Source organism: Apibacter sp. B3935, assembly GCF_009827705.1.
Classification (GTDB): Bacteria; Bacteroidota; Bacteroidia; order Flavobacteriales; family Weeksellaceae; genus Apibacter.
Window position 1 is genome coordinate 224,329 of sequence record NZ_WINL01000001.1, and the last position, 12,173, is coordinate 236,501.

A 12,173-nucleotide genomic window follows, 5' to 3' on the forward strand; every position below is an offset into this window, starting at 1 on the left:
TTTAAAATCAATTTTTTAATAATACCCTAAAAAAATAAGGAATTTAAAATATTTAAGATTAAATCAAATAATTGTAGTAAGTTGAATATTCATATATATTTATATTATTTGAAAATATAAATGGCTTAAAATTTAAAAAATTAAATATTATATATCATATTATAATTGTGGTCAAGTAAATAAAATTCCATTTTTATTTTCAGTTTTATTTTCAGAAACTAATTATTACCTTTGGCAAAAAAATTGAGAATATTAAATTTAAGAATATATTTTTATAAGATTTATAAGTATTAATAAAAAAATAATAAAAAACTGTATGATAAGAAATATACCATTTATTTATATAACTATTTTGTTATTAAATTTTTCTATTTTAAAATCACAAGTTCAATATGGTGTTAAGGGAAGCTTGCAATTTACTAATGTTAGAAATATCCATAGACACTCCGAAACACGTATTTTTGCCCCTGCTATTGGCTTATTTGCACAAATCCCTTTTAATGATTTTAATGATGCTTGGTTTTTTAAACCTGAAATAGTTTACTCTGAACAAGGGGAAAAAGACGGAAAAGAAATGAATACTAAATTTTTTCAAACATATATAAATGTTCCATTAATGGTAAAATATTATTTTGGTGACTTTATATTTCCTCCATGTTGTAGAGGAAAAGAAACTCACGAATTATTTATCGAAGTAGGTCCTCAATTGGGGTATTTAATTAAAGAAAAAAATAAAGGAAGGGATAAAAGATGGTATGGAGGGGCTTCAAAATTTGATATTTCTGCAGGTCTAGGTGGAGGCGTAAGCTTTTTAAGAAAGCATGAAGTGGGGCTTAGGTATAATTTTGGATTAAATGATATTTATAAAGATAATAATGGATATTCAAAACATGGGAAATGGTATAAGTCTCATAATACATCGAATCTTGCGGTATCATATTTTTACTTTTTTTAACTTATTAACTAATTATTAATATTAGTAATTTGTAGTTTTTTAAGTAGTGATTTTAATTTAAACTATATTAAGCTTAACTATAAATAAATTCCAAAAATATAATTTTCCAAAATAATTGATTTGGTGTTTAAATTAAATTTTTAAATAAAATTATGTTTATTTTATATTATTTTTAGTATTATATTTATATTAATTTTTTATTAATTAATAATACTTATTAGTATAGAATATCTATTTTGTTAAACTCTTATAAATACTTTATAAATTTAAATAATCTAAAATTTATTTTTGTAAAATAAATTGAAATCTTAAATGAAAATGGAAGTTTTAAAAATTAGTTGAAAATCAATTAATTATACAAGTACTTTGAAAATATTGATAAAGAATATTTAGCTTAAGTAATTATTTTCATTTTGTATTTATAAAAAAGTTAAGTTTTGCTAGGTAATTTGATAAATATTTAAAAACATTAGATTGAATAAATTTAAATTTATTATAGTTTTATTAAATATATATCAAATATCTTTAATTTCATATATGTGTTTATTATAAACTACATATAGCTTTAACTTCAGGTATATTTAATTATCTATGTATTTATAAAATCTTATCCTAATATTGATCATACTAAAAATTGTAACAAAAATTTTGTTACAAATTTAAATTATGTTACAAAAAAATTGGCAGAATATGGTACAGGTAAAAAAGGGTAAAAAAGGGCTATAAACCGTGTAAACAAAAGAAAACCCGCTTAAATAGCGGGTTTATTAGCAGAGAAGATGGGATTCGAACATTAATTGAATACCAACAACTTATAGTTACTGGTATCAAAAAGTATTAAATAAGGTTGTTAAAGCTATTTTTTAAAAAATAACAACACATTTTAGAGGTATCAACTTGTTTCCAATCGTAAAAGTTGAAATTTTGATTTTTAGATAGTACCTTTTCAAAATAACCTATAGAAAAAATTAATAGTTCTAAGATTACTGTATTATTGTTTTTTAACCAGTTAAATTTTTCATTAGATATTAGGCCTTTTTTATTAAGGTATAACATGATCTTAAGCAGTTCCTTTTCATTCATTTTTTTTAAGTTCTTAGTGTAAACGCAATTTATAAAAAAAAACGATACAACATCCATATGTTAAATATCATATATCAAACTATTCATATAAAATTTTAGAGCTAACTATGTAATAATCAAATGTTAACAAATGATAAGTGCTCTATAAAATATTTTTTAAAAAATTAGAATGGTTATCTTGTGCTAATATTTTAATAAATAAATTTGAAAGTTCATTTTTAAGTCCATATATTCCAATTATATAAGGGGGTATTTACTTTTTTGATTATTTAGTATTCCCAAATACTTTAGCGGTATTTTTTTGATATTATTCGGCATTGACACGAACCTTTAAAAATTTTTTTACAGGTTTATTTACAGGTTCGTTTTTAAGTTTCTTATCAGGTATATAATTATTAAAAAAAATAAAAGTAAGAAACAAAAAAAGAAATTTTAATTTTTAAGCAAAAAATATTTTATAAATATTAAAAATTAAATCATGAAAAAAGGGAATTTTTTTAATAAAATTATCAAAAAACTAAAAAAACTATTTAATATTGGTAAAATACGTATCACAAAAAGATATCAAGTATATAGTATAACATTATGGGATGATACTAAAAACAAAACTAAAGATAGTTTTTCACATAGTGTAACCTTAGGCAAAAAATCAAAAAGTAAAATAGATGGTTGGAAATCTAATAGTGTAACTTTAGGCAAAAAATCAAAAAGCAAAACAGATGGTTGGAATTCACATAGTATAACCCTAGGTAAAAAATCAAAAAGTAAAACTAAAGGGCCTCAGTCATTTAGCTTAACCTTAGAGGATTACTCAAAAAGCATAACTCAAAGGAATTATTCACACAGTATGGCTTTTGGAGGTAACTCAAAAAGCCACACCGAAGGAGATGATGCATTTAGCGTGGCTATGGGGTATAACTCCCTATGCACAACGAAAGGTAAAAACACTATAGCATTTGCATTAGGTTATAGATCTAAGTTTAAGGCAAAAAACGGATTTGTTGTTATAGCTGAATATGACAAGGATGGATATTTTATAGATTTACATAAATCAAAAGTAGGAGGGAAGATTTTAAATGTAATCATTGAGCCTGATAAATATTACGGATTTGATGATGAAGGAACTTTCAGAATGTTTACGAAGAAAGAAGTTTTAAAAAAATAAAATTATAAAAAGAATTAATTATTAAAGAAATATGTTAATAACTACACATGCTAGACAATATATATAAGGTAGAATAAAAAAAATTAAATATTGGAAATTATATAATACTTGATGCCAGTTGTGAACCAGCAATGATGTGGTTTAACAAAATTGATTCATAAGTAATATATATGATTTTCGCAATAATTAATTGATAACATGCGACGTAAGATGTAAAATAATTAAACCCGATGTTATAGGCGATTTTAGAAAAAATGCCATTTGAAGATAATACTTTTAAAATAGTAGTATTTGAGATCCATAGTTTTTAATAAACTTGGTAATAATTCTTTTTTATGTCAAAAAAAGTTAAAAAATTTTCTTTATGAGTAGATGATTTAAAATAAGGATTGGATTAATGTATGAGACTTTTACAAAATAAATGTTTAATAATTTTTAAATGGGATAAATATCAAATACCCCTATCCAAAATAATTGAAATCTTAAATATCCCTAAATATCCGATGAGCCTTAGCGGTTATAGCAGATGCATTAGGATGGTTTTTACAAGTAAATCCGTTTTTGGGTGTAAATTCTGAAGATTTTAATTTGATACCCGTTGGTATTAATATTCGTTTCGTAGATTTATCTTGTCTGACTTCAATGTGAATAGCCCGGTTTCTTTCCCTTTATGCTTAATTTCATTTTTCTTGTCGAATAAAAAGCGTGATGTTAAGCTATCCATGTAATTATAAATTTGACTAAAGGTATCAAAAAATTAGCAGAATATGGCACAGTTAAAAAAACGTAAAAATGCATCATAATCCGTTTAAAAACAAGGAAACCCGCTATATAAGAGAGTTTATTAGTAGAGAGGATGGTCTCTGTCTAAAATATCTTAACATTGTTCCATAAGATATTATTTTTTTATTTATTTATTACGGTAACGGTTTGATAATACTCCTAAAAAAGAAAAACTTTAATTAAACATTGATTATACCGATGTAAATTATTCTACGTTCAGTGTAGTTTTATTCAAGTTTTTCGCAAGTATCTAAATATAGATATTTGCGCCTTGCACTAAATTTATAACTCTTCCTATTAGTTAATAGGAGGTAATCCCAGCTCTTTTAGAAATTTATTATGTTTATCCGTATTTGTTTTTATGCTTTTGTTTATTGATATCAATTTTTTATTTACCTCTTTTAAATCAATTGGTACTTCATCTTCTGATATATCTACATATCTCGAAATATTTAGGTTATACCCATTTTTCACAATTTCTTCCATCGAAACTTTACGAGAATATCGTTCTATTTCATATCGGTGCTGATATGTTTCGACAATTTTATCTATGTATTTATCTTCTAATGAATTTTGCCTTTTACCTTTTTCATAATGTTCACCGGCATTAATAAACAAAATATCATCCTCTTTTTTATATTTTTTCAAAACCAGAATACAAACCGGAATACCTGTTGAGTAGAATAAATTGGAAGGTAAACCAATAACCGTGTCAATATTATGATCTTTTAATAGCTTAGTTCGTATTCGCTCCTCTGCTCCTCCACGAAATAAAACACCACGAGGCAATATAATAGCCATAGTTCCTTCTTTAGCTAAAAAGTGAAATCCGTGTAACAAAAAAGCAAAGTCAGCTGCTGATTTTGGCGATAACCCATGGCTTTTAAAACGAAAATCTTCTGCCAGAGTATCGTTCGGCTCCCAACGTAAACTAAAAGGCGGATTAGCTACTATAGCATCAAATTCGATCTTTTTAGAAGGATTCATTTCGTTCAATATATCCCATTGGTTGAGCAAAGTGTCTCCATGGAAAATTTCAAACTCGGTGTCTTTCATGCCGTGTAGAAGCATATTCATACGTGCCAGATTGTAAGTCGTCACGTTTTTTTCCTGCCCGTATATTTTCCCTATAGTACCGCCATTTTCCCTTAATTTGGTTCTTACATTTAATAGTAACGAACCCGAACCACAGGCAAAATCCAATACTTTGTCTAATTTAGATTTTGGACCTCTTACAGGATCTTGAGTATCTAAGATAACAATTCTGGAAAGAATGGTTGAAATTTGTTGTGGTGTATAAAACTCTCCTGCCTTTTTTCCTGAACCGGCTGCAAATTTACCAATCAAATATTCATAAGCATCTCCAAGAGTATCGGTATCTGTAGAAAAATCAGCAATGCCTTCGGCTATTTTTGTAATTATCTTACAAAGCTTATCATTTCTTTCTTTGGAAGTTTTTCCGAGTTTTTCCGAGTTCAGGTTGATTTCAGAAAACAAACCTTTAAATGTGGTTTCAAACGATTCGTTTTCAATGTAACGAAACCCTTTTTGGAGTGTTTCCAATAAATCATTATCTTGAGTACGAGCTAGTTCGGTAACATTACTCCATAAATATTTCGGTTTGATAACATAGTGAACTTTTCTACGCATCTGCATTTCAAAATTTTCTATATCCTCTTGGTTTTTGTCGTACCAGAATTGTAAAGGGAGAGGTACAATAAAATCATCTCGGTTATCTTTAGAAGAACTTTCGGGATAATCTTTTCCTAATTCCTTTTTGGCTGCTTCTTCATAGTTAAAAGACAGATACCGGAGAAAGAGAAACGAAAGCATATAATCACGAAAGTCATCCGCATTCATGGCTCCTCGCAATTGATCTGCTATAACCCAAAGTGTATCCCCTAATTTATTTTTATCTTGTTGTGTCATACTGTTTCTGTTTTAAGTTTTTAGTTAAATATTTCTGGAAAATGAAATTCGTACTTTTCTGTAAAACCGGTAAAAATTCTTTTGAAAAGTTCTTTGTTTTCATCTCCCATTTCTACGGGGTCGAATATTGAATATTTACCATGGCTGAATAATTGTAATGCCCGTTCAAAAAGCACTTCATCTTCTAAACCGACAATACATTTATCAATTTTATCATATCCAAAAAAAGTTGCCGTTTTTTCTAAAATACTTCTCAAGGAATTAAAATGATAGGTATAAATTTTATTTGATTCACAGACTTTTTTTAATTCGCTCAGTATGGCTATATGATGAAAAAAAGGGGTATCTTTGGTATTTTGTAAAGCATAACCATCAGTTCCTTTACAATGTAAAAAATAACGTTTATACTGCAGTTTTTTTCTACCAAATTCATTGAAAAGTACGTTAAAGAACAAGCTGTGATGCGTTGAAATTACCGTTTTAATCATGTTACCTTTTGAGGAAATTAAATTACATAAATCACAAGCAACCGCAATAGCATTATTTTCATCAAGAGAGGATATGGGATCATCAATGTAAATATACTTCGCCCAACTGTATGCAGGGTCTTTATCAATAGCTAACTGACAAATGGCAAGAAAAAAACACCATATAAATAAGGTTTCTTCTCCTCTTGAGATTTTAATATTCTCTGCAGTTTGTTCATTTCCGTCAACAATCATGCTTCGTGAAAAAGCTACAGTGGAGGTATCATAATCGATATCGAACTTTAAATCTACATAATTATTTAAAAATGATTCAATTTTGACATCCAAATCCAACTCATGTAATCCGTCAAAAAATACAGAGTCAGGATTTAATTTAAGTACTCGGTTGGTATCATTTTCAAGGTCATTATTCCAGAAGAATAAATCTTCAGTAAACGCATTGAAATATAAAGTATCCCGACTGGATACATTACCATCAACATCAACCTTTTTTCCGGCCTGTTTAAATTCCATCGAAAGCCGGGTTTTACCACTACCATTATGAGCAAATAATAATACCAAATTTTTCATTTTACGATTATCTCCTATTAAGTCTTTTCGGAGATGCTTGGCTACCTCTGCAAGGTTTGTAAAATTAATTATTGTATTCATATTCTAGTCGTTTATTTTAGGAAACAATCCCTGCATCAATCCTTTCTTATGTAGTTTTAATTGTTCTATCTTTTCTGTCTGGGCTGTGATTAAAGCATCTAAGGATGATAGGCAAGAGGCGATTTTTTGTTGTTCTTTGATAGTTTTAGGTATCATTAACTCAATTCCTTTTAGTTCATCTAAACCAATTCTTTTTCTGGTTGAACCTGTTGATTTTTTCTCAATAGCTTCTCTTATTTGTTTTGAATTTATTATTGAATAAATAAAATATTTCGAGTATTTTTTCTCGTCTACAACTAATCTTATGCCATCAGAAGCCATAACACATCTATTTAGGTAAGATGGTATAATACAAGCTCGACCAACAGGATCACCCATCTTTGATAAGATTATTTCATCCGAGTAGATATTGCAGCTTAACAATTTATCGGCTTTCTCTTTTGAAGTATAGATTTTGTATTCATTATTAAATTCTCCATCACCAATATTTTGGAGTTGAATAATTCGAATTCCTTCTGTTGTATAATCACTAGCTTTTAGGTTTGAACCAAAAGGCCCACCAGTAAAACTCCATTTGATTTTTTTATCTGTTGTCTCAATTATTTTCTTTTCCACCCACTCTCCATCTTTCTCAAATTCCTTAAACCTATATTTAGGTACTTTTTCCCCTTCTTGAGGAAAAAGCTTTTGCATTAATCCTTTTTTGTGGTCTTTAAGCAGATCCAGCTTTTGGCCTTGAGCTGCTATCATCTCATCTAAAGAGGAAAGGCAGGAAGCTATTTTTTGTTGTTCTTTTTGGATCTTTGGAAGGATTATAGGACATTTTAATACATCTTCATTTCGAAGATTAGTTTGTTTTACTCCATCATCAAACGATAGAAAATAAGAATTCCTGTTCAAAAGATAGTATAGTATTTTATTTTCAGCATTAATTGGTGTTATTTTACAAATCCTTTGATTTACTGAATAGTTATTATTTATGTCAACATAAAAACATTTAGCTAGTGCTTTGCCATTTGGCAGATCACTAAGAACCATTAAGATTTCACCTTTACTCGCTAAACAATTTGCGGTATTAGTATATTTCTTCACTTTTCCATCTGTAGAAATAAACTTAGAATTTACAGCAATATAGTTTCCTTGTTTTACTATATTTTGCTCATGGGCTTTACCATTTTCATATTTTGCAATTTTGCCCAATTTTTTCTCCTCCCATTCCCCTTCATCCACAAACTCAGGAAAACGCAATTTGGGTATTAATTCTTTTTTCTTACTCATAAGCATCTAATCCTGATATTTCACGTCCTTGGGCTAATTTATTTAATTGGGGTACTAGGTCTTCCATCAATGCTAATTCTTTAACCCTGCGTTCTTTCCAGCCTAAGCTTAAGGGTTTTAATAAATCCGTAAGCTTTTCCCCGTCAAAAATCATCCGGCTCATGATCTCTTCTACAAAAGCTTTCAGTTCTGCTGTTTCTAATCCGTACTTGTGAGCTACGGCAGCCAATTCTTTGTTGTATTTTTGAACTTTAAATGTATTGTATCCTTGGTAAAGCGCCTTTACATCCTGTCCGCTGTTCCAATCCAAACTGTTGATATAATCGGTTAAATCTTCTTCTTCTTCCATTAAATTGGAATTGGATTTCAGCAAACTAATTACCTGTTCTTTAGTCATTTTATGCTTTGTAGGTTTCTTTTGCGTATTGTCTGCAATCAGTTTCATGATATAATCATAATCTATATCTGCAGAGGCAAACAATACTAATTCAAAATCCAGTTGTTGAATTTCGGGCGGTACTTCATCGCCTCCTTTTTGCTGGATTTCTCTTAGTCGCTTCGCTGTTTCCAAATACGAACTTCTAAATCCTTGTAAAGTTTCGTTAGGTAAAATGGTTTCGATGGTAGTTTTTTGATCTTCATCCAAGTCTGTATATTGATCAAGTTGGGTTTTAAGCCGTTGTACCTCTTTAAAGTTTTTCACAAAGGTAATCCTTGCAGCATCTCCTCTCAATCCGTATACTTCTTGCGGTTCATTAACAAGGTTTTGTTGTTGCATAAATTCTCCCAATTTATCTACGGCTTCTTTATATTTTTCAATAATTACCGGAGCAGGATCAACCAGCCAAATTTTTCTGGACTGCCCACTGTCTTCTCCCGAAAAAAGAGCGATAGCTTGATTTACGGCATCCTGCTGCGAACGGAAATCTAAGATATTGCCGTAAGGCTTGGAATCATTGAGCACCCGATTGGTTCGTGAAAATGCCTGAATCAGTCCGTGATATTTTAGGTTTTTGTCTACGTACAAAGTATTCAGGTATTTGCTGTCAAAACCTGTGAGCAACATATCCACTACTATGGTAATATCAATTTTATTTTTATGTGGATAATCTTTATTACTATATTTTTGATCTTTAATGCGTTTTTGTACGTCCTGATAGTATAAATCAAACTCATGGATGCTATGATTCGTACCGTATTGTATATTGTAATCGGTAATAATTACCGTTAAAGCTCTTTTCTTTTCTTCAGGGTTTTGTGTATTGTCTTCTCTTTCCTGAACTAAATCTTCCTGAAGTTGCTTGATATCTGCTGCATTCTTTTGGCTTTGACGGTCTCCATCCTTAGCAATTAACTGTGCGGGTGGTGAAAATACACAAGCAATATTCAACGGCAGATAATCAGGATTTTCGCTTTGTTTCTTTTTCTGAACTTCTTTGAATAACTGATAGTATTCAATAGCATTATCGATAGAAGCAGTAGCCAAAATAGCATTAAATTTTCTGTTGTTGGTTGCTCCATTATGCTTCTCCAAAATGGACTCCACAACAGCCTGTCGTTTAACCGTCTCTCCCTGATTTAATTTAGCGGAATTTTTGCCTTTAAAAAAATCTATGTGGAAACGCAATACATTTCTATCATCAATAGCATGAGTGATGGTATATTTATGCAACACTTGATCAAATATATCTTCTGTCACTTTGTATGTTGCTTTTCCATCTTCTCTTATAACATTAGTCGCATTATCTTCAAAAATGGGTGTACCTGTAAAACCAAATAGCTTTGCATTGGGAAAAAACGCTTTTATCGCTGTATTATAATTTCCAAATTGAGAACGATGGCATTCGTCAAAAATGAAAACCATACGTTTATCTTTCAAAGGTTCTAACCTCTTTTTATAAATTTCTTTACCGTTTTTTTCCTTTGCTTTGTTATGCTTACTATCTTCCTCAGCTAAAGCCAAACCCAATTTTTGGATGGTAGTAACAATTACTTTGTCTGCTTGTCTGCATAGTCGGTAGAAAGCAAACGCCTTACCAATGTTTCTGTATTGGTATTTTCTTCTACACTCCCTTCTTGAAATCTATTGAATTCCTCACGGGTTTGTCTATCGAGATCTTTCCGGTCAACCACAAACAAACATTTTTCAATATCAGGCATGTCTTTCATAAAAGTAGAAGCTTTGAAAGAAGTTAGGGTTTTACCACTTCCTGTGGTATGCCAAATATAACCGTTTCCTAAGTTTTGTTCAATAGAGTTAATAATAGCCTCTACTGCATAAATCTGATACGGACGCATCACAATCAATTTTTGTTCGCTTTCCACCAGTACCATATATTTGCTAATCATTTCTCCAAGTGTGCATTTTTTGAGGAATTTATCAGCAAAATCATAAAGATTATTAATCTTGTTATTATTGATGTCAGCTAATTCATAAACCGGAAGAAATTGTTCATCTGCATTAAATGCAAAATGCTCATTTTTATTATTCGCAAAGTATAAGGTTCTGCTTACATTACTCACTATAAATAACTGCATAAAGCAAAGTAGAGAATTTCTGTAACCGTTGCCCGGTTCGTTTTTATAATGCACTATTTGCTGCATGGATTTTCGCGGCGATATATCATACTTCTTTAATTCAATCTGCACCACAGGCAAACCATTGATTAAAAGAATAACATCATAACGTTGATTACTATTTTCAGTATTAATGCGTAATTGATGTATAACTTCATAATTATTTTTACACCAATCTTTGATGTTTACTAAAGTATAGTGTAGAGGAGTTCCATCTTCACGCTGAAAGTATTGTTTTTCACGCAACATTTTGGATGTAGTAAATACATCGGAATTAATTATTTCTTCCCGAAGTCGAGAAAACTCACTCTCTGAAAGATGAACACGGTTAAGCTCTTCAAATTTGGCTTTAAAGTTTTCCTCAAGCGTTTTTCTATCAACAATATCCGGGCGATAATTATATTTTAACTCTGAAAGTTGTTTAATTAATTTTTTCTCTATTTCTATTTCTTTAATCATATATAAATGTATATGCCAAAATGATATATTTTATTCCCTATTCTGTTAATTACAGATAGTTAGTAATTTATCTGTTCTGTTACTAGTTAATTAGATAAAGAGTACAAATATACATAAAAAGCAACGCTTATTGATGATTATAAATCATATATATACTATTCTAATGTTATCTCATCCAAGCCCTTAAGAAAATTCAATTTTTTTCATCCCGAATGGGTATTTTTAAAATCTATTTTTATGTTAATTATGGGAAAAATAGTAAAATATAAGTTTAAAAATTTGAATTACCGAAATAATGGGATCTTATGAGCCTTAGCGGTTATGGCAGATGCATTAGGATGGTTTTTACAAGTAAATCCGTTTTTGGATGTAAATTCAGATGGTTTTAATCTAATGCCTGTAGATATAAATATACGGTTTATGGTTTTGTTCTGCCTGACTTCAATGTGTAATAGCCCTGTTTCTTTACCTTTATTCTTAATTTCATTTTTCCTGTCGAATATAAAGCGTAATGATAAGCTATCCATGTAATTATAAATTTGATTAAAGGTATCAAAAAATTTGATACTTTTTTTAAAAAAGGTATCAAAAAATTGGCAGAATATGGCAGAATATGGCACAGGTGAAAAAATGTAAAAAAGGGCTATAAACCGCGTAAACACAAGAAAACCCGCTATTTATGCGGGTTTATTAGCAGAGAGGATGGGATTCGAACCCACGATACGGTTACCCGTATACTACCTTTCCAGGGTAGCCTCTTCAACCACTCGAGCACCTCTCTGTTTAGTAGAGCGCAAATATAGAA

At 29.7% G+C, this 12,173-nt stretch carries 8 protein-coding genes and 1 tRNA gene; 2 read left to right on the forward strand and 7 right to left on the reverse strand.

All coding sequences use genetic code 11. The features are described 5' to 3' along the window. Nucleotides 1-316 precede the first annotated feature (316 nt). Together GFV00_RS00970 and GFV00_RS00980 are read left to right on the forward strand one after the other, a co-directional pair. Entirely contained in the window at nt 317-955 is a 639-nt protein-coding gene (locus tag GFV00_RS00970; protein ID WP_160556675.1) for a porin family protein, read from the forward strand. A 1,561-nt stretch (nt 956-2,516) separates the two neighbouring features. Further along, a complete protein-coding gene (locus GFV00_RS00980) occupies nt 2,517-3,203 on the forward strand; it encodes a hypothetical protein (protein WP_160556674.1) in 687 nt (228 codons plus the stop codon). Between the two features lie 1,080 nt (nt 3,204-4,283). On the opposite strand, the gene GFV00_RS00985 is transcribed toward GFV00_RS00980, so the two are convergent. The 7 genes from GFV00_RS00985 to GFV00_RS01010 all read right to left on the reverse strand — a co-directional run bounded on the left by GFV00_RS00985 (nt 4,284) and on the right by GFV00_RS01010 (nt 12,149). Continuing rightward, nucleotides 4,284-5,915 carry a type I restriction-modification system subunit M gene (locus tag GFV00_RS00985; RefSeq protein ID WP_160556673.1) on the reverse strand — a complete coding sequence of 544 codons (1,632 nt, stop codon included), beginning with the start codon at nt 5,913-5,915 and terminating at the stop codon, nt 4,284-4,286. A 20-nt stretch (nt 5,916-5,935) separates the two neighbouring features. After that, complete coding sequence (locus tag GFV00_RS00990) at nt 5,936-7,054, reverse strand: AAA family ATPase (protein WP_160556672.1); 1,119 nt, start codon at nt 7,052-7,054, stop codon at nt 5,936-5,938. A gap of 3 nt (nt 7,055-7,057) precedes the next feature. After that, complete coding sequence (locus tag GFV00_RS00995) at nt 7,058-8,332, reverse strand: restriction endonuclease subunit S (RefSeq protein WP_160556671.1); 1,275 nt, start codon at nt 8,330-8,332, stop codon at nt 7,058-7,060. Beyond that, entirely contained in the window at nt 8,325-10,295 is a 1,971-nt protein-coding gene (locus tag GFV00_RS09710) for a DEAD/DEAH box helicase family protein (protein ID WP_255448759.1), read from the reverse strand. Before GFV00_RS09710 ends, GFV00_RS00995 begins: the two co-directional genes overlap by 8 nt. A gap of 26 nt (nt 10,296-10,321) precedes the next feature. Beyond that, nucleotides 10,322-11,368 (reverse strand): type I restriction endonuclease, encoded by a 1,047-nt coding sequence (locus tag GFV00_RS09715; RefSeq protein WP_255448757.1) that lies wholly within the window; start codon nt 11,366-11,368, stop codon nt 10,322-10,324. A 284-nt stretch (nt 11,369-11,652) separates the two neighbouring features. Further along, a complete protein-coding gene (locus GFV00_RS01005) occupies nt 11,653-11,895 on the reverse strand; it encodes an Arm DNA-binding domain-containing protein (RefSeq protein WP_160556670.1) in 243 nt (80 codons plus the stop codon). 167 nt (nt 11,896-12,062) lie between these two features. Further along, a tRNA-Ser gene (locus GFV00_RS01010) sits at nt 12,063-12,149 on the reverse strand. Between the last annotated feature and the right edge of the window lie 24 nt (nt 12,150-12,173).

Bases quoted from the DNA above. Each gene is read 5' to 3' on its own strand.
- GFV00_RS00970 (WP_160556675.1), top strand. From the start codon at position 317: ATGATAAGAAATATACCATTTATTTATATAACTATTTTGTTATTAAAT.
- GFV00_RS00980 (WP_160556674.1), top strand. From the start codon at position 2,517: ATGAAAAAAGGGAATTTTTTTAATAAAATTATCAAAAAACTAAAAAAA.
- GFV00_RS00985 (WP_160556673.1), bottom strand. From the start codon at position 5,915: ATGACACAACAAGATAAAAATAAATTAGGGGATACACTTTGGGTTATA.
- GFV00_RS00990 (WP_160556672.1), bottom strand. From the start codon at position 7,054: ATGAATACAATAATTAATTTTACAAACCTTGCAGAGGTAGCCAAGCAT.
- GFV00_RS00995 (WP_160556671.1), bottom strand. From the start codon at position 8,332: ATGAGTAAGAAAAAAGAATTAATACCCAAATTGCGTTTTCCTGAGTTT.
- GFV00_RS09715 (WP_255448757.1), bottom strand. From the start codon at position 11,368: ATGATTAAAGAAATAGAAATAGAGAAAAAATTAATTAAACAACTTTCA.
- GFV00_RS01005 (WP_160556670.1), bottom strand. From the start codon at position 11,895: ATGGATAGCTTATCATTACGCTTTATATTCGACAGGAAAAATGAAATT.